We start from the raw sequence: 17,000 nt of genomic DNA on the forward strand, positions 1-17,000 counted from the left end.
TTGCAACGACGGTTCGATTACACGCTCAGATAAGCGCGCCTCACGGTTTCGTTCTTCGCCAGTTCGCCGATGCTGCCGCTAAAGCGGATTTGCCCTTTTTCAAGGACATAAGCGCGGTCGCTGACCATCTCGGCGAAGTGCAGGTTCTGCTCGGACAACAGAATGGACAGCCCCTCGCGCTTCAGTTCGAGGATCATGTTGGCCATCTGCTCGACGATCACGGGCGCGACGCCTTCCGACGGTTCATCGAGCAACACGAGGTACGGGTTGCCCATCAGCGTGCGCGATACCGTCAGCATCTGCTGCTCGCCGCCGCTCATATGGCCGCCGGGACGCTTCGGCATTTCGCCGAGATTCGGGAACAGGCGGAACAGCTTTTCCGGCGTCCATTGCGGCGCGCCTTCGCGCGGCGGCTGACGGCCCGCGTCGAGGTTCTCCATCACTGTGAGATCGGCGAACACGCGCCGGTCTTCGGGAACGAAGCCCATGCCCATGCGCGCGATCTTGTACGGCGGCAGCGCGGCGATGTTCTGTCCGCGAAACGTCACTTCGCCCTGGCGGCGCGGCAGCAAACCCATGACCGCTTTCATCGTGGTCGATTTACCCGCGCCGTTGCGGCCCATCAACGCAACCACTTCACCGCGTCCCACTTCGAGGCCGACGTCGAACAGAATATGTGCGCGGCCATAAAACGCGTTGAGGCCCGCGACTTTCAGCATCGGCTCGCTCATTGCAGGACTCCTTCGCCGGCGTGGCCGCCTGCCGTGTCATGCAGCGCCGCGTGTGGCTGAAACGTCTTGCCGGTGCCGAAATACACTTCCTGCACGCGCGGATCGTTGCGGATCGTCTCGCCGTCGCCTTCGGCAATCAGCTTGCCGCGCGCGAGTACGATCATGCGGTCGGCGTAGGCAAACACGACGTCCATGCTGTGCTCGGTGAACAGCACGCCGATCTTCTGCTCGGTAACGAGCCGCCGCGTCAGCGCCATCAATTCGTTACGCTCCTTCGGCGCCATGCCCGCAGTGGGTTCGTCCATCAGCAGCAGCTTCGGGCGGTTCGCGAGCGCAATCGCGAGTTCGACACGCTTGACGTCGCCATATGCAAGCACGCCGCAGGCGCGCTTCGCGTCGGCGGCCATGCCGACCTGTTCGAGCAGTGCGAACGCTTCATCGGCGTAGCGCGAGCCCGCGGGTTTCCACAGGCCGAAGGTTTTGCGTTCGCGCGAAACGAGCGCGATCTGCACGTTTTCGAGTACGGTCATCGAATTGAAGGTCGCGGCGATCTGGAATGTGCGGCCCACGCCGAGCCGCCAGATGTCGCGCGGACGCATGCCGACGAGTTCGTGTCCGCCGAAACGGATCGAGCCCGACGAAGGCGGCAACTGTCCGTTGACCATGTTGAAGCACGTCGATTTACCCGCGCCGTTCGGGCCGAGCAGCGCGAGAAGCTGGCCGGCTTCGAGCGTGAACGACACGTTGTCGACGGCCTTCAGTCCACCGAACGACTTCGAGAGGCCGGACACTTGCAGCAAGCTCATAGCCCCTCCTTGATCGCCGCGCGCTGCGAAGTGGGTGCGGTGGTTTTGCCGGCCGCGTTGTTGGCGTCGTTGGCGTTATCGTTGATGTCGTCACCGAAACGATCGCGAATAGAGCCAACGATGCCTTGCGGAAACGCGATCACGAGCAGCAAAATCGCGAAGCCCAGCAGCGCCTGCCAATAGTCGGTCTGCCGCGCGACGGTGTCCTGCAGCCACGTGAACACGGCCGCGCCCACGATGGGGCCGGTGAGCGTCTGCAAGCCGCCGAGCAGCACCATCACGAGACCGTCGACGGAACGGCTCACGCTGATCACCTCCGGCGAGATCGTGCCTTTTGAGAACGCATACAACGATCCCGCAAGTCCGCAGAACAGCGACGCGATCACGAACGCCGCCCACTGCACGCGCTTCACGTCGATGCCGATGGCCTCCGCGCGCAACACCGAATCGCGCGACGCGCGCATCGCATAGCCGAGCGGCGAAAACAGCATGCGCCGCAACAGCCACACGCCGATCACCGCGCACACGAGCGTCACGTAATAGAAGGCCACCGGCGACGAAAGCCAGTCGGCCGGCCACAAGCCGAGAATGCCGTTGCTGCCGCCCGTCACATCGTCCCATTGGAATACGACCGACCAGACGATCTGCGCGAACGCGAGCGTCAGCATCGCGAGATAGACGCCGGACAAACGCACGCAGAACCAGCCGAACACGAGCGCGCCGCCCACTGCGAGTAGCGGCGCGAGCAGCAACGCGGCTTCCATCGGCAGATTGAGTACTTTGAGAAAGAGCGCCGCGCCATACGCGCCGAGCCCGAAATAAGCGGCGTGGCCGAACGAATGCATGCCGCCCGGTCCCATGATGAAATGCAGGCTCGTTGCAAACAGAACAGCGATCAGAATTTCCACCAGCAGCACCGGCATATACGGGAATGCGTTGGCCAAGAGCGGCGCGAGAAGCAGAACCAGCAGTACGATCGCAGCCAGCCATTTGACGCGCTTGCCTGCGGGACGCAACGGCGCTTCGGGCGCCGCCATGCCGCGCACCGCAGCACTCGCGCGGCCGAGCAAACCCCAGGGCCGCACGACCAGCACGACCGCCATCACGACGAATTCCGCGACCAGCGTAAAGCGGCTCAACGACAGGCCGACGCCGAAAATCGTCACATGTCCAATGCCGATGCACAGCGCCTTGATCTCCGCGATGATGAGCGCGGCCACGAATGCGCCCGGAATCGAACCCATGCCGCCGACCACGACGACCACAAACGCATTGCCGATCGTCTCGAGATCGAGAGAGAGATTCGCCGACATGCGCGGCCCTTGCAGCGCGCCGCCCAGACCCGCGAGAAACGCGCCGACGAAGAACACGCCGGTAAACAGCCACGCCTGATTGATGCCGAGCGCGCCGAGCATCTCGCGGTCCTGCGTCGCCGCGCGCACAAGCGTGCCCCAACGCGTGCGCGTCAGCGCATACCAGAGCAGCAGCAACACGACCGGGCCGATCACGATCAACGCGATGTCGTAGGTCGGCAGCGGATGGCCGAGGAAATTCACCGCGCCGGCAAGATGCGGCGCGCGCGGCCCGAACAGATCTTCCGGGCCCCATAGCCACAACGCGGCATCGCGAAAGATCAATACGAGCGCGAACGTGGCAAGCAGATGAAATAGTTCGGGCGCCTGATAAATGCGCCGCAACACGATGACCTCGACCAGCGCACCAAGCACCGCGACGACGAGCGCCGCGGCCAGCACCGACAGCCAGAAGCCGCCCGCCGTATGTCCGAAGCGGCTCGCGATGCTGTACGCGATGTAGATGCCGAACATATAGAACGAGCCGTGCGCGAAATTGACGATGCGCGTCACGCCGAAGATCAACGACAAACCGGCGGCGACGAGAAAGAGCGTCGACGCATCGGCGAGTCCGTTGACCAGTTGTACCAGCAAATTCGAAAGCATCGAGACCCTCGGCAGCTTGCCGACCGCCCGCACGCGACATGCGCATGCCACTCGGCCAGCAGACGTTGCGGCGCGTGCGGCACCGTGCTCGCACGCATCAACGGCAGCACACTACCTGAAAGAAATCCCTTGTGGGGACGCGCGAAACAAATGCATGCACACCTCAGCGCAAACCATCCTCGCCCTTGATCTCGTTCGCCTGCAAGCCGCCGATGCGCGGCAGCGGCCGGCCCGACGCCGTCACCGCCACCGCGACGACGATTTCATTGGCACGCGGCGCGTCCGACACGCGCGCCTCGATCGCGTCGAAATGACTGCGCACGAAGGCGGCGTCCTTGTGGCCGAGCGGCACGTCGATTGCCGCGCCGAGCGTGCCCATTTTTTTCGCCGACGGCACGAGCGCCGCGCCCTTTTCGACGGCCGCGCGCAGCGGCGCGCCGAGCTTGGGATGCAAGATCGCGGCCGCGTGTTCGAGTTCGCCCGCCTCGCCGACAATCGCGGCCTTGCCGTAGCTCTGCGCTTCGCCGGGTTCGATACCGAGCGCCTCGACGCAGCGCTTGCCGAGCAGCGCGCCGAGTTCCTCGCCGGCGTCGATCAGCGCGTCGAGCTTTGCCTCATAGCGGCCCGCATACGGATTGTCGATCACCGCGATCGCCACCGCGCGGCGCGTGGGCGGATCGATGTTCTGGCCCATTTCAATGCGGGTTTCGTCCACTTGCACGACCAGCTTGCGAAGCCTGATTGCCATTTCGCTCTCCGAGATTCGATGTATGTGTTGCGACCTTCAGCGACCTTCAGTGAACATGCAGCGTGGTTCAGCGCAAGCCGTCCTTGCCCACAATCGCCTCTTTGGCGAGCCCGCCGACGCGCGCATGCACGCGCTGTCCCGTGCTCATCACGAGGATGAACACCACTTCGTCCGCGGCGGGCGCGCCTGGCACGCGCACTTCGATTGCGTCGAAGTGACTGCGCACATAGCTCGCGTTGACATGCGTGAGCGGCACGTCGAGCGCGGTGGATGGCGCGCCGACTTTTTTCGTCGACGGCACGATTGCGTTGGTCGGCACGCCGTTCTTTTCTAGCAGCTCGCGCATTGCATAGCCGCCCGGCACATGCCACAACGCGCCGTGTTCGAGTTCGCCGCGCGAGCCGACAATCGCGCCCTTGCCATAACTTTCTATCGACGCATGCGGCACCGCCATCGCCGCGAGCAGACGCTGCGCCATGTCGAAGCCGATCGGCTTGAGCGCTTCCATCGCGTGTTCGATGTTCGGCTCATAGCGGCCGGCGAACGGGTTCGTCATCACGGCGGCGATTGCGCCGCGTCTTAATGGCTCTGCCGGCGCGGGGCCGAATTCGTGAAAGATGTCTTCGACGTGCGTCAGCACGCGGCGTATTTCGAACACGGAGCCTCCGTTGTTGAGTGAGCGCGATGCATCGTCAGCAACGCGTGTGTGCCGTGCATGCCGGCCGTGCGCACGCGTCCTTGCAGGAACAACGCGGCGCCTTCTATCAGGCCGCGCTGGACCAAGCGCCGCGCGGCTTCCACGCCGCGAGCAAGCGCGAAGTCGATGAGCGGTTGCGGCAGCGCAGGGACATCCACGGTCACGAGCCGATCCCCGAGGTCGGTGTCATCCTTCAGCGACGACGCCGGCTTTCGCACGATGCCCGCATGATCGAGGTTCACCGCGTTGGCGATCATCGTCGCGGCCGCGTCCGCGCTCGCCGCGTCGCCTGCGAGGACGGTCACGCTGTCGGCAATGCCGAGGCTGAAGCTCCGCCCGCGCCAGCCGCTCGTCGCGATGCCGCGAATCGGCATGCTTGCGTCGATTGTGAGGTTGGCGTCGAGCGTATCGCCGTTTGAACGCTGCGTCTTCGTGAGCCACTGCGAGAGATCCGCGAACACGCCCACGCGATATTGCTGGCCTTCGGTCAAATGAAACGCGATGTCGCCGCCATTGTTGATAAACGCACGCGACACGCCTTCGCGTTTGAATGCACCGATCAGTTCGTCCGCGACGCTGCCTGCAACGGCTGCCATCGGCGTGATAAAGCGCGCGCGATGCGGATGGCACACGGCCCACATGCTGCGCGCCACGCGGCCTTGCAGCGGGCATTCGTTGAGCGGTGCATCGGCGCGCACGGGTTGCCGAAGCATCTTCAGTTCGCTGACCAGCTCAGGCAATACATCGACGAAACGCGTCCAGCACGCTTCATATGCGGCTTGCAGCGCGGCAGGTTCGCCGTCGGCGCTGAGAATCAGATCGATCGGGCCATGCTGCCAATGCCAGCGCGTCGCGTCGATACGGGTGCGGGTTGGATTCATCGCGTGGTTGTGGGCCGAATTGTTAGCCGCGTTAGTCGGTTAGCCCAGCATCGGCGGCATGGCGGGCGGCCACGGATTGTCCGGATTGCGCGCCAACGTTCGACGCGCGAGCGGCGCGCCTTCCGTATGTTCGGGACCATTCGCGAGCACGCTCTCCAACGAACGCACCGCATCCAGATGGCCGCCGAGATCGCGATAAGCGTCGTACGTCATCGTGAATTCGATCGGCGCGACGATCGCCGGCGTGGGCACGGTGCCGAACGAACGGTCGGGCATGCGCGACACGTCGACCATCACGGTGATGCCGCCGCCTGGCCACACATAAGCCGGCGCGCCGCCGCACGTCACGTTCACGAGCTTCTGCTTGATCGCACGCGTGAGCAGCACGGGGTTCTCGGTCGCGCCCGCGCGCAGACTGCCGCCCGCGCCGCCGAGAAACAGCACCGTGGCAAGCGACGGCTCGCAGTTTTCGCCGATGCGTTCCACCGTGCGGCGCACCGCATCGGGCATCGCCGCGACGCGCGGCACGAGCTCATGATCGAGTTCATACCACTGCGCGTGCTCGCCGGTAGTCGACACCATCAGGAGACGCATGCCGGGTTGAGCGACAGCGGGATCGAAGCCTTCGATAATCGCGAGCGGGTCTTGTATGTCGGTGCCGCCCCAACCGATGCCTGGATTGGCCACCTGAAAATAGCGTCCTGGCGTCGATTTGCGTCCGCGAATCTTGATGCCCGAGCGCGTCATGCCGAGGCAGCGCCCCGCCTGATGCTCGGTCAAGACGCCAGTGATGTGATCGTCGACGACCACGACCTCATCGACATGGCCGAACCATTGTTTCGCGAAAATGCCGATGGTCGCGGAACCGCAGCCCACGCGCATGCGCCGTTCCTCGACGCCGTCGACCACTGGCGCCGCGCCCGCGCGCACCACGAGGCTCGCGCCGCCGTCTATGCTGAGTTCAACCGCCTGCTTGTTGCCGAGTGCAAGCATCATGTCGCAGGTCACGCGGCCTTCTTTCTTGCTGCCGCCAGTCAGATGATGCACGCCGCCGAGGCTCAACATTTGCGAACCGTATTCCGCCGTCGTCACATGGCCGACGATCTCGCCCTGGCAACGCACGTTCGCCTGCTCGGGTCCGAGAAAGCGGTCCGTGTCGATTTTGACCTTGAAGCTGCAATAGCTGAAGATGCCTTCGGTGACGACCGTGACCATGTCGACGTCGTCGAGCTTCGAGGCAACGATGAAAGGCGCGGGCTTGTAGTCGGGATAGGTGGACGATGCGCCCACGCCCGTGACGAAGAGCGCGGCGTCGGCCGTATCGTCTCGCGCTTCTTCTTGAGATGCGCCGAATTCGACCAGGGCATCTGTGCTATCGGCTTGCGAGCGCGACAGGAATACGACAGGGTCGACGCGAATCAGCCGCCCGTCCGCATTCGCATAGCGATCGCATGCGCCGGTGCGCCCTTCGGAGATCTGACACAGCACCGGACAGGCATTGCATTCGATCTTGTTCGACGCCATACGCTCGCTGCGCGGCGCCGCCTTCTCGAGCACGGTGGGACCCGGCGTCGAGGCGATATCGCCGTCGACGCGTTCCGCACCGAAATCGACCTTCGTATGTTCTGTCATAGTGGGGTTCCATACGACGACATCACAATCGGTCCTGCCCGGCTGACGAATAGCCCTTGTTTCAGGGCACTTTCGCGTGACTCGCATGTTTCCACGCATGATTCCATGTTGCGGTCACTTACCGTTCGTGTAGTATTCGCTACACCAAAGCTGTCTGAAATCTACCCGATCAAAATAGACTGCGCAATGAGTTTCCGGCCCGCAAGCGGATGGTGCGCCGCCGCATTCAAACGCTGACTCGAACATTGAACGCGGCCTCGTCGCCAGAGATTCAATTTACGCCGAAGCAGTTCACCGTGCATCGCTAGAAAGAGACTCGGCAGTCTGCAATGCGCACGGTATGATGAGGACGCCTGCATGCCGAACCAAGCGCGCAAGAGAGTTCAATCCCTTCAACACGCCAACGAAGAGATACCAGATCGCCATGAATTCCACTGCCGGCCGCAAGCCGGGCGCCACGGGCATCCGCGCGAAACAGGCGCAGGACACGCGCGCCAAGATTCTGAAAGCGGCAATCAAGGTCTTCGCGAAGCAGGGCTATGCGAGCGGCCGGGTGGAAAGCATTTCGAAGGCCGCGCGCTCGCACGACCGCATGATCTACTACTACTTCGGCAGCAAGGAGCAGTTGTTCGTCGAAGTGTTGGAGACCATCTACACGCAGTTCAACGAAGCGGAAAGCAAACTCGACCTCGACCTCGAAGACCCGGTTCACGGCCTCGAACAAATGGTCGAATTCGTCTGGCAGTACTATCTCGATCACCCTGAGTTCGTCACGCTGCTATCGAGCGAGAATCTGCATCAAGGCAAGCATGCGAAGAAGTCGTCCAAGCTGAAGGAGATTTCGGGCTACGCGATTTCAGTCGTGCAGAAGTTGCTGGACGCAGGCAAGGCGCAGCACGTTTTTCGCGCCGACGTCAAAGCACGCGACGTGTATCTGATGATCGCGTCGCTCGGTTATTTTTATAACGCCAATCAGTACACGTTAGGCGCGTTTCTCGGCGAAGCGCTGATGGACAAGGCAGCGCTCGCGCATTGGCGCGAAGTGATCAAAGATACGGTGTTGCGCGCGGTGCGTCTGCAATTGCCGGTTGATGTCGCGTCGAATGCTAGCTTGAATGCGGACACGGAGGCATAAGTAAAGCACTCGAGAGAGACAACCGCCCAATAAAAAACGCGCGCCGTAGCACAGGCGCGCGTTTCTTCATCAAACCATCGCCACAGCAAAACCCTCAAGTCTTCGCCGCCGCATCGTCTTCGCGGAACAGTTTATCGGCGAGATGAAACGCCGAGTTCGCCGCCGGCACGCCGCAGTAAATCGCGGTTTGCAGCAGCACTTCCTTGATCTGCTCGCGCGTCACGCCGTTGTTTTTCGCGGCCCGCAAATGCAGCGCGAGTTCTTCGCTGCGATTGAGCGCGACCATCATCGCAATCGTGAGCAGGCTGCGCGTGTGCCGCGGCAAACCTTCGCGCGTCCACACTTCGCCCCACGCATAACGCGTGATGAAGTTCTGAAACTCTTCCGTCAACTCGGTGCGGTTGGCAAGCGAGCGGTCCACATGCGCGTCGCCCAATACCGCGCGGCGCACGCCGAGTCCGGCTTCGTAGCGGTCTTCGTCGTTCATTTGGGCTCCGTCAAAAAATCGATCACAGCCTTCGTGAACGCATCGGCCTTCTCGATGTTCGAAATATGCGAGGCGTCCAGTTCGACGTAACGCGCGGCCGGAATCGCCTGCGCCAGTTCGCGGCCTTGCGCGGGCGTCGCGGCCACGTCGTGCGTGCCGCTGATCACGAGCACCGGCAGCTTGATGCCAGGCGTTTCGGGGCGCAGATCGGTCGCGTCGATCGCATCGCAGTTCGACGCGTAGCCTTCCTTGTCGGTATGCACGAACACGTCGCGAATCATCGCAAGCACGACGGGCTCGCGCTCGAAGTAATCCGCTGTGAACCAGCGCGGCAACACCGCGTCAGCGAGTGCCTGCATGCCTTCGCTGCGAGCGCGCGCGGCGCGCGGCACCCACACTTCCGGCGAGCCGATGCGCGCCGCCGTGTTCGCGAGCACGACGCGCTCAAAGCGGCTCGCATGACGCGCGGCCAACGCGACGCCCGTGAGTCCGCCCATCGACACGCCGCAAAAATGCGCGCGCGCGATCTTCAGCGTATCCATCAGGCCGAGCACGTCGCCCGCCAATTGTTCGATCGTGTACGGTCCTTTCGGCGCTTCCGAATGCCCGTGACCGCGCGTGTCGTAGCGCAGCACGCGAAAGTGCTTCGACAAGGCCGCGACTTGCGGCGTCCACATGGACAGATCGCTGCCGAGCGAATTCGACAGAATCACCCACGGCGCGCTGCCGTGACGATCGCCGTCGATCCGATAGTGAAGCTCGGTGCCGTTGACTGCGGCGTATGGCATGCCGGTTACTCCTTCGAAGTGGCGCGCTGCGAACGCGCGGTATGAAGCGCCAGCGCTGCGTCCACGTAAGCGTGCGCCTGGCCGACGTATTGAGCGGGATCGAGCAGTTGCTTAAGCCGCTCGACAGAAAGATGCAGGGTCACGGCGGAGTCCGCGGAGAGCACGTCGAAAAGCGTTTGCCCTTCGCGGATCGCCGCCTTCGACGCGCTCTCGACCAGATGATGCGCGTCGAGCCGGCCGATGCTGTCGCCGAGCGCGAGCATCACCGCTTCGCCGAGAATCAGGCCATGCGTGACGTCGAGGTTCGCGGCCAGGCGCGGCATGTTCACGTTGAGTCCGCTCGCGATCTGCCCGATGTTCGCAAGCGCGCCGCCCGCGAGCCGCGCGAGATCGGGCAACGCATCCCACTCGGCTTGCCAGCCGCCGAGCGCGCGCTCGTGTTCCTGCACCATGCCCGCGAACACCGTGGCGACGAGCCCCGGCGCGCGCGTGGCCGCCGTGAGCACCGCCGCACAGCCGACCGGATTGCGCTTGTGCGGCATCGTCGACGATCCGCCTTTGCCGGCCGCGGCCGGTTCCGATAGTTCGTCGATTTCCGTTTGCATTTGCAGCGAGATGTCGCGCGCGATCTTGCCGAGCGTGCCGATCAGCATGCCGAAGAACGATGCCGTTTCAGCGATGCGATCGCGCTGCGTATGCCACGGCAAAGTGGGCACAGCGAGACCGAGTTCCTGCGCGAGCGCTTGCGTGACCTGCGGCGCCGCATCGCGCAGACTCGCGAGCGTGCCGGCCGCGCCGCCGAATTGCAGCACGAGCACGCGCGCGCGCAATGCGTCGAGCCGTTCGCGATGACGCAGCAATGCGTCGAGCCATTGCGCGAACTTGAGACCGAGCGTGATAGGCAACGCCTGCTGCAACCACGTGCGGCCGATCATCGGCGTGGCGCGATGCGTGGCCGCGAGCTTCGCGATGGCGTCGCAGGTGGATTGCAGGCCGATGTCGAGCAAATCGAAGGTGTCGCGCAGTTGCAGCACCGTCGCCGTGTCGATGATGTCCTGACTCGTCGCGCCCCAATGCACGTATTTCGATGCTTGCGCGTCGGCGGCTTTCACGCGCGCGGTGAGTTGCTTGACGAGAGGAATCGCGAGATTGCCGCCGAGCGCGGCGTCGCGTGCGAGCGCGTCGGCGTCGAGTTGATCCGCATGGCACGCGGCTTCAATTGCCGCGACGGCCGCTGCGGGAATCACGCCGTGCGCGGCCGAAGCGCGCGCGAGCGCCGCTTCGACGTCGAGCATCCGTTGCAGTGTGGCGCGCGGCGCCCAGATGTCGTTCATCGGCTGCGTGCCGCAAAGAAGGCCGGTGAGCCGGCCGCTGGAGTCGAGCATGATGACGTCGATGATCGGATGATCTGGTGAATGTAGCACTGCGGGCAGTATGACGCGTTGCGCGTCACAGTGCCCGCAGTTGTCAGCGCGCTTAAGCCGCCCGCGCCGCCTGCGTGCCGTCGATCAGCGGCACGCCCGTGAGCTTCAGCAAGGCGTCGAAGTCGATGTCCGAGAAAATCTCGCGCACGACGAGGCCCTGGTCGGTCACGTCGATCATCGCGAGATCGGTGTAGATGCGGTCGACGCAACCGACGCCCGTCACCGGATACGTGCATTCCGCGGCGATCTTGCTTTCGCCTTGCTTGGTCAGATGCTCCATCATCACGTAGACCTGCTTCGCGCCGATCGCGAGGTCCATCGCGCCGCCGACGGCCGGAATCGCGTCGGGCGCTCCGGTGTGCCAGTTCGCCAGGTCGCCCTTCGCCGAGACCTGGAATGCGCCGAGCACGCAGAAGTCGAGGTGGCCGCCGCGCATCATCGCAAACGAATCGGCGTGATGGAAAAACGCGCCGCCCGTCAGCAGCGTGACGTGCTGCTTGCCGGCGTTGATCAGTTCGTCGTCTTCCTCGCCCTTCGCGGGCGCCGGGCCCATGCCGAGCAGGCCGTTTTCGCTGTGCAGGAAGATTTCCTTGTCGGCGGCAAGGTGGTTCGCCACCAGCGTCGGCACGCCGATGCCGAGGTTCACATACGCGCCTTCGGGAATATCCTGTGCGACGCGCTTGGCCATTTCATCGCGGGTCAGTTTCTTCATGTCGGTCTCCGGTTCAGGCTGCGGCGTCGCGCGGATTGGGTTGCGGGGCATGTGCCGCTTGCGGCACTTCGATCACGCGCTGCACGAAAATGCCCGGCGTCACGATGTTTTCCGGGTCCAGCGCGCCGAGCGGCACCACTTCCGACACTTGCACGATGGCGGTTTTTGCGGCGCTTGCCATGATCGGCCCGAAGTTGCGAGCCGTCTTGCGATAAACAAGGTTGCCCCAGCGGTCGCCCTTATACGCTTTGATCAGCGCAAAATCCGCGTGAAGCGGCGACTCGAGCACGTAATGCCGGCCGTCGATCAGACGCGTTTCCTTGCCTTCGGCGAGCTTCGTGCCGTAGCCGGTCGGCGTGAAAAATCCGCCGATGCCCGCGCCGGCCGCGCGGATGCGCTCGGCCAGATTGCCTTGCGGCACGAGTTCGAGTTCGATTTCGCCGGCGCGATAGAGCGCGTCGAATACATACGAATCGGTCTGACGCGGAAACGAGCAGATGATCTTGCGCACGCGCTTCGCCTTCAGCAGCGCCGCGAGGCCGATGTCGCCGTTGCCCGCGTTGTTATTGACGATGGTGAGTTCGCGCGCGCCCTGCTCGATCAGCGCATCGATCAGTTCCGACGGCATGCCGGCCGTGCCGAAGCCGCCGATCATGACGGTCGCGCCGTCGTGGACATCGGCGACGGCCGATTGAAGTGACTCGAAAATCTTGTTGATCATGTCGAATTTCCTTGAGAGGCGCTACGCGCGTCGGGCTCGCCATCGCGTTGTCTGCGCTGTTCCGCGAAGCTTGCAATGTTCTTATAGCGAACACTGATTCGATTAGCGAACGATTCGAAGATTATGGTTGCGCTTGCGCCGCATTGTCAAGGCGCGGACTTTCCCTTAATCATAGGTTCCCGCAAGGCGAAGTGCGCGCCACCTGGCCGTCGCGAGCCGCCGATTCTGATCGGCAGCAAAGAAAAACCCCACTATCGCGTTCGGCGATTCTTCCGCTACCCTTTATCGACACATCGAATACGAACAGCACCACGCGACCCTCGTCGAAAAGCATGTCGGACACGAACCTTGACCTGAACCTGATCCCCTACCTCGTTGCGATGGAGGACACGCGCAACGTGAGCCGCGCGGCCGAGCAACTCGGCGTGAGCCAGCCGCGTGTGAGCACGGCGCTCGGCCGGCTGCGCGAATATTTCGACGACCCGCTGTTTGTGCGCACGTCCAAAGGCATGGAGCCGACGCCGCGCGCGCTCGCGATTCTGCCCGCGGCGCGCGACGCGCTTCTGCGAATCGAAAAAGGCATGCTCGACGCGCAGGAGTTCGATCCCGACACGAGCACGCATACCTTTTCGATCGCGCTTTCCGACGTCGGCGAAATCGTGTTTTTGCCGCGGCTATTGCAGCTTTTCGCCGAGCGCGCGCCGCACGCGAATCTGCGTTCGGTGTCGCTGCCGCCCTCGCATGTGGAACGCGGGCTCGAATCGGGCGACGTCGATCTCGCGGTCGGTTACTTCCCCGATCTGTCGGGCAATAACTTCTTTCAGCAACGGCTCTTCACGCACCGGTTCATTTGCCTGATGCGCACGGGTCATCCGCTATCAAAAGCGCCGCTGACGCTCGCGCAATATGTCGCGTCGGGACATGCGGTGGTGCGCGCCGAAGGACGCAGCCAGGAAGTCCTCGAACAGTACCTCGTGAAAAAGCGCATCAAGCGGCGCGCGGTGCTGGAAACGCCCCATTTCATGAGCCTGCCGTTCATCCTCGCGCGCACGGACCTGATCGCCACGGTGCCGCACGCGATCGGCTTCGCGTATGTGTCCGAGCATGCGTCGATCACGCTCGTCGAACCGCCTCTGCCGCTGCCGCGCTTCGATTTGCGGCAGCACTGGCATCGCAAGTTTCATAACGATCCGCGCGGCACCTGGCTGCGTGGCGTGGTCGCCGAACTCTTCAACGACGCGCTCGACGAGTGGCCGAAATGAAACCGTCAGCTCCGCGACGCCTGAAGGGGCATCGGCACGTTATGCCGTAAACATGGAACAATGGCTGTACTCATGAACCCGCGCGCTCCACTCCACTCGAGGTCGACGCGCGATCGCGGAGGAGCGACGGATGACCAGCAGCAAGACAGAACAAACCACAGCCACGAATGCAACCGAGGCCGCGAACGGCCGCCCGAGCCGCGAGGAAGCGGAAGCAGCGGTTCGCGTGCTGCTGCGTTGGGCCGGCGACAACCCGGAGCGCGAAGGGCTCATCGACACACCGGCGCGCGTCGTGCGCTCGTATGAGGAGTTCTATGCGGGCTATCAGATCGACCCGCGCGAGATTCTCGCCCGCACGTTTTCCGAAGTAGACGGCTACGACGAGATGATCGTGCTGAAGGACATCCGCTTCGAAAGCTATTGCGAACATCACATGGTGCCGATCATCGGGCGCGCGCATGTTGCTTATTTGCCCGGACATCGCGTGGTCGGCATCTCGAAGCTCGCACGGCTCGTCGACGCATTCGCGAAGCGTCTGCAGATTCAGGAAAAGATGACAGTGCAGATCGCCGATACGCTGAACGACGTGCTGCAACCGGAGGGCGTCGGCGTAATCCTCGAAGCCTCGCATCAGTGCATGTCGACGCGCGGCGTGCATAAGGCGGGCGTAACGATGGTCACGTCGCGCATGTTGGGCACGTTCCGCACGGACCCGTCCACGCGGCGCGAGTTTCTGTCGATCGTCGGCAATCCTGGCGCGGTGGCGGTGCATAACACGTAAGCGCGGAGTCCATCACGCCACCTTCCGCGCGCCGAGCGATTGTCCAAACGTCGCGAGCATCACGGCGCCCAGCACACAGGCCACGCCCGTAAGCTGCGCCGCGCTGACTGGCTCGCGCAGCAGCAGCGCGGCCAACGCCAACGCGCTGACCGGCACGAGCGCGGTCATCAGGCCGGCTTCCGCGCCGCTGACGCGCGCCGCGCCTTCATACCAGAGAACGAAACCGGCCACCGTCGGCACCAGCGCGTAATACAGCACGCCGCCGAGAGCCGCGGCGTCGATCGGCATGTTCCAGGCTCGCTCGAAGCAGGCGGGCACGATCGAAACCGCGAAGCCGATGCCGCACATCAACGCCGACAGCGGCAGCGGTGCAACCGGCGTGCGCAGCTTGCGATTGAGCAGAATGAACAGCGCCTCGCAGACAATCGCCGCGAACACCAGCAGGTTGCCAACAATAGAGCCGCCCGCGTGCGGCGCGGCGTTGTCGCCGGCATACACGGTGCACGCAAGCACGCCCGCTGTCGCCAGAACGATCGCGCCGAGCAGCGCGGGCGACGGGCGCTCGCCCAACGCGAGCATGGCCACCATCGCCGATACTGCGGGCAAGGTGCCGGCGATCACGCCTGCATCGCCGGCAGAGGCGAGCTTCATGCCGCTGATCAGCAACACCGTATAACCGACGCTGCCCGCCGCGGCCTGCGCGATCACCAGCGCGGTGTCGCGCCGGTCGAGGCGCGGCCAGCGCACGCCACGCCAACGCATCACGAGCACAAACAACGGGAACGCAATCGCAAAGCGCAGCGCGGTCGCGCTGAACGGCGGCAAGCCGGCCGCAATGGACTTGCTGACCACCACCGTGCTGCCGACGCCGATCATCGCGAGGGCGCAGCAGATGTAGCCGACATACCGTGAATTCATCGTGCTTCTCCAGGACAAGGGACCAGCACGCAGATTAAGCATGCGGCGCGCGCAGGTCTTGAACGAAATTGCAGACCGACGCGCGATGGCCGCGTGCGCGATCCATCGAGTATCCTGATTGGCGAAGCATGCGAAGGAAGCACGCGAAGCCGCGCGGGAACAGGCTTTGCGTACGCGTCGGGCCAGGCAGCCGGCAATACCGGCGCAGCCAACTTGCCAACAACAAACAGGAGCCGCTTAATTGGTCGAGTTTCCGTCGTCGGCGGTATCCACCTGGGGCGGCGCGATTGTCTTCGTCAACGTGCTGTTGACGCGCCTCGGCGTGCCGATTCCCGCGGTCCCCGTGCTGCTGTTCGCCGGTTCCGCGATTGCCGCGGGCAACTTGTCGTTCTGGCCGGTGCTCTCCGCGGCCGTCCTGGGCGCGTTGATCGGCGACGGCGTCTGGTTCACCGCGGGCCGTCTTTACGGCCGCAAGCTGATCCGCGTGCTCGGCCAGATGCTGCCTGCCGTCGATGCCCGCGTCGAACAGGCGCGCGCGCTGTTCGAGCGCTTCGGCGTGCCGCTCGTGTCGATCTCGAAGTTCGTGCCTGGCCTCGCGCTGGTCACGCCGCCGCTGATGGGCACCACAGCCGTCGACGCCCGCATTTATGCGCTGTGGGACCTCACGGGCGCGATGGCGTGGGCGACGTTCTGGCTGCTCGGCGGCGCGGCGGCGGAGCGGCAGTTGCACATGCTGTTCGCGTTCGTCAGAGCACAAGGCGGGACCGTGATCGACCTGCTGATAGCCGTCGCGTTGCTGTATCTCGCGTACCGGCTCGTGATGCAGCGGCGGGCGCGGCGTGAGGCCGCTCTCATCGCCGATGGCGATGCCGACGCGGATGGCCAACGATCGCACGCATCGGGCCGCAAGCCGACGCCCAAGGTACTCGACGCCCGCCCGCAAGGCGCGGCGCTCGACGCCGCGTCGCCGATTCCCGGCGCGCTCGCACTCGATCCGCACTCGCCCGAACAGATCGACTTCGCACTGCGCGCCTACGACATGGTGATCTACTGCGTATGCCCGGACAGCGCCACCGCCGCCGAGATCAGCGTGCGGATGCGCAACTACGGCTATACGCGGATTCGCGCGCTGCATGGCGGACTCGATGCATGGCAGCGGCGCGGTTTTCCGGTGGGCTTGCTGCTCGCCGATGAGGTGTCGACGGGCAAGCTCGAGCCCTCGCACGCCGAATCGGGCGGCGACGCAGACAATGCACGCACCGCGGACAACGCCGTGACGCTGCGCGGTTTTGCGCCGCGACGCAGGGCCAACGCATGAG

General features: G+C 64.1%; 17 protein-coding genes. 4 read left to right on the forward strand and 13 right to left on the reverse strand.

The features are described from left to right. Window positions 1-17: 17 nt before the first annotated feature. From CUJ91_RS28200 to CUJ91_RS28230, 7 genes are all read right to left on the reverse strand, one after another. On the reverse strand, window positions 18-731 hold the full coding sequence (locus tag CUJ91_RS28200; RefSeq protein WP_114157694.1) for an ABC transporter ATP-binding protein: 714 nt from the start codon (window positions 729-731) through the stop codon (window positions 18-20). After that, window positions 728-1,537 carry an ABC transporter ATP-binding protein gene (locus tag CUJ91_RS28205; RefSeq protein WP_114157695.1) on the reverse strand — a complete coding sequence of 270 codons (810 nt, stop codon included), beginning with the start codon at window positions 1,535-1,537 and terminating at the stop codon, window positions 728-730. The genes CUJ91_RS28200 and CUJ91_RS28205 overlap by 4 nt, the downstream gene beginning before the upstream one ends. After that, complete coding sequence (locus CUJ91_RS28210; RefSeq protein ID WP_114157696.1) at window positions 1,534-3,495, reverse strand: ABC transporter permease; 1,962 nt, start codon at window positions 3,493-3,495, stop codon at window positions 1,534-1,536. Before CUJ91_RS28210 ends, CUJ91_RS28205 begins: the two co-directional genes overlap by 4 nt. 163 nt (window positions 3,496-3,658) lie before the next feature. Continuing rightward, window positions 3,659-4,243, reverse strand: a complete 585-nt coding sequence (locus tag CUJ91_RS28215) for an amino acid synthesis family protein (protein ID WP_114157697.1) — start codon at window positions 4,241-4,243, stop codon at window positions 3,659-3,661. 67 nt (window positions 4,244-4,310) lie between these two features. After that, complete coding sequence (locus tag CUJ91_RS28220; protein WP_006049595.1) at window positions 4,311-4,901, reverse strand: amino acid synthesis family protein; 591 nt, start codon at window positions 4,899-4,901, stop codon at window positions 4,311-4,313. Further along, on the reverse strand, window positions 4,877-5,821 hold the full coding sequence (locus CUJ91_RS28225) for a UPF0280 family protein (RefSeq protein WP_053859982.1): 945 nt from the start codon (window positions 5,819-5,821) through the stop codon (window positions 4,877-4,879). The genes CUJ91_RS28220 and CUJ91_RS28225 overlap by 25 nt, the downstream gene beginning before the upstream one ends. 39 nt (window positions 5,822-5,860) lie before the next feature. Next, window positions 5,861-7,453: a 6-hydroxynicotinate reductase gene (locus tag CUJ91_RS28230; protein WP_114157698.1), complete on the reverse strand. Its 1,593-nt coding sequence runs from the start codon at window positions 7,451-7,453 to the stop codon at window positions 5,861-5,863. A gap of 424 nt (window positions 7,454-7,877) precedes the next feature. Between CUJ91_RS28230 and CUJ91_RS28235 the strand changes: the two genes are divergently transcribed. Continuing rightward, window positions 7,878-8,588, forward strand: a complete 711-nt coding sequence (locus tag CUJ91_RS28235; RefSeq protein WP_107707131.1) for a TetR family transcriptional regulator — start codon at window positions 7,878-7,880, stop codon at window positions 8,586-8,588. A 94-nt stretch (window positions 8,589-8,682) separates the two neighbouring features. Here the strand turns inward: CUJ91_RS28235 and pcaC are convergent, their stop codons facing one another. The 5 genes from pcaC to CUJ91_RS28260 form a co-directional block, all read right to left on the reverse strand. Beyond that, a complete protein-coding gene (pcaC, locus tag CUJ91_RS28240) occupies window positions 8,683-9,075 on the reverse strand; it encodes a 4-carboxymuconolactone decarboxylase (RefSeq protein ID WP_006049599.1) in 393 nt (130 codons plus the stop codon). Then, on the reverse strand, window positions 9,072-9,863 hold the full coding sequence (gene pcaD, locus CUJ91_RS28245) for a 3-oxoadipate enol-lactonase (protein ID WP_053859980.1): 792 nt from the start codon (window positions 9,861-9,863) through the stop codon (window positions 9,072-9,074). Before pcaD ends, pcaC begins: the two co-directional genes overlap by 4 nt. 5 nt (window positions 9,864-9,868) lie before the next feature. Beyond that, window positions 9,869-11,248 (reverse strand): 3-carboxy-cis,cis-muconate cycloisomerase, encoded by a 1,380-nt coding sequence (locus tag CUJ91_RS28250; RefSeq protein ID WP_114157699.1) that lies wholly within the window; start codon window positions 11,246-11,248, stop codon window positions 9,869-9,871. 91 nt (window positions 11,249-11,339) lie between these two features. Next, entirely contained in the window at window positions 11,340-11,999 is a 660-nt protein-coding gene (locus CUJ91_RS28255) for a 3-oxoacid CoA-transferase subunit B (protein ID WP_114158090.1), read from the reverse strand. 13 nt (window positions 12,000-12,012) lie between these two features. Next, window positions 12,013-12,720 (reverse strand): 3-oxoacid CoA-transferase subunit A, encoded by a 708-nt coding sequence (locus CUJ91_RS28260; protein WP_006049603.1) that lies wholly within the window; start codon window positions 12,718-12,720, stop codon window positions 12,013-12,015. A 332-nt stretch (window positions 12,721-13,052) separates the two neighbouring features. Here CUJ91_RS28260 and CUJ91_RS28265 point away from each other — a divergent pair, with 332 nt between their 5' ends. Together CUJ91_RS28265 and folE are read left to right on the forward strand one after the other, a co-directional pair. Next, window positions 13,053-13,982, forward strand: a complete 930-nt coding sequence (locus tag CUJ91_RS28265) for a LysR family transcriptional regulator (RefSeq protein WP_006049604.1) — start codon at window positions 13,053-13,055, stop codon at window positions 13,980-13,982. Window positions 13,983-14,112: 130 nt separating this feature from the next. Then, window positions 14,113-14,763 (forward strand): GTP cyclohydrolase I FolE, encoded by a 651-nt coding sequence (gene folE, locus CUJ91_RS28270; RefSeq protein ID WP_006049605.1) that lies wholly within the window; start codon window positions 14,113-14,115, stop codon window positions 14,761-14,763. A gap of 12 nt (window positions 14,764-14,775) precedes the next feature. Here the strand turns inward: folE and CUJ91_RS28275 are convergent, their stop codons facing one another. Beyond that, the gene (locus tag CUJ91_RS28275) at window positions 14,776-15,681 is read right to left on the reverse strand and encodes a DMT family transporter (protein ID WP_114157700.1); all 906 of its coding nucleotides are present in this window, start codon (window positions 15,679-15,681) and stop codon (window positions 14,776-14,778) included. Between the two features lie 241 nt (window positions 15,682-15,922). Here CUJ91_RS28275 and CUJ91_RS28280 point away from each other — a divergent pair, with 241 nt between their 5' ends. After that, window positions 15,923-16,999: a VTT domain-containing protein gene (locus CUJ91_RS28280; RefSeq protein WP_114157701.1), complete on the forward strand. Its 1,077-nt coding sequence runs from the start codon at window positions 15,923-15,925 to the stop codon at window positions 16,997-16,999. Window position 17,000: the final 1 nt, after the last annotated feature.

This window comes from Paraburkholderia graminis (assembly GCF_003330785.1).
GTDB classification, from domain to species: domain Bacteria; phylum Pseudomonadota; class Gammaproteobacteria; order Burkholderiales; family Burkholderiaceae; genus Paraburkholderia; species Paraburkholderia graminis.

Excerpts from the sequence above, each read along its gene's own strand:
- CUJ91_RS28200 (WP_114157694.1), bottom strand. The coding sequence starts at position 731 with ATGAGCGAGCCGATGCTGAAAGTCGCGGGCCTCAACGCGTTTTATGGC.
- CUJ91_RS28205 (WP_114157695.1), bottom strand. The coding sequence starts at position 1,537 with ATGAGCTTGCTGCAAGTGTCCGGCCTCTCGAAGTCGTTCGGTGGACTG.
- CUJ91_RS28210 (WP_114157696.1), bottom strand. The coding sequence starts at position 3,495 with ATGCTTTCGAATTTGCTGGTACAACTGGTCAACGGACTCGCCGATGCG.
- CUJ91_RS28215 (WP_114157697.1), bottom strand. The coding sequence starts at position 4,243 with ATGGCAATCAGGCTTCGCAAGCTGGTCGTGCAAGTGGACGAAACCCGC.
- CUJ91_RS28225 (WP_053859982.1), bottom strand. The coding sequence starts at position 5,821 with ATGAATCCAACCCGCACCCGTATCGACGCGACGCGCTGGCATTGGCAG.
- CUJ91_RS28230 (WP_114157698.1), bottom strand. The coding sequence starts at position 7,453 with ATGACAGAACATACGAAGGTCGATTTCGGTGCGGAACGCGTCGACGGC.
- CUJ91_RS28235 (WP_107707131.1), top strand. The coding sequence starts at position 7,878 with ATGAATTCCACTGCCGGCCGCAAGCCGGGCGCCACGGGCATCCGCGCG.
- pcaC (WP_006049599.1), bottom strand. The coding sequence starts at position 9,075 with ATGAACGACGAAGACCGCTACGAAGCCGGACTCGGCGTGCGCCGCGCG.
- pcaD (WP_053859980.1), bottom strand. The coding sequence starts at position 9,863 with ATGCCATACGCCGCAGTCAACGGCACCGAGCTTCACTATCGGATCGAC.
- CUJ91_RS28250 (WP_114157699.1), bottom strand. The coding sequence starts at position 11,248 with ATGCTCGACTCCAGCGGCCGGCTCACCGGCCTTCTTTGCGGCACGCAG.
- CUJ91_RS28255 (WP_114158090.1), bottom strand. The coding sequence starts at position 11,999 with ATGAAGAAACTGACCCGCGATGAAATGGCCAAGCGCGTCGCACAGGAT.
- CUJ91_RS28260 (WP_006049603.1), bottom strand. The coding sequence starts at position 12,720 with ATGATCAACAAGATTTTCGAGTCACTTCAATCGGCCGTCGCCGATGTC.
- CUJ91_RS28265 (WP_006049604.1), top strand. The coding sequence starts at position 13,053 with ATGTCGGACACGAACCTTGACCTGAACCTGATCCCCTACCTCGTTGCG.
- folE (WP_006049605.1), top strand. The coding sequence starts at position 14,113 with ATGACCAGCAGCAAGACAGAACAAACCACAGCCACGAATGCAACCGAG.
- CUJ91_RS28275 (WP_114157700.1), bottom strand. The coding sequence starts at position 15,681 with ATGAATTCACGGTATGTCGGCTACATCTGCTGCGCCCTCGCGATGATC.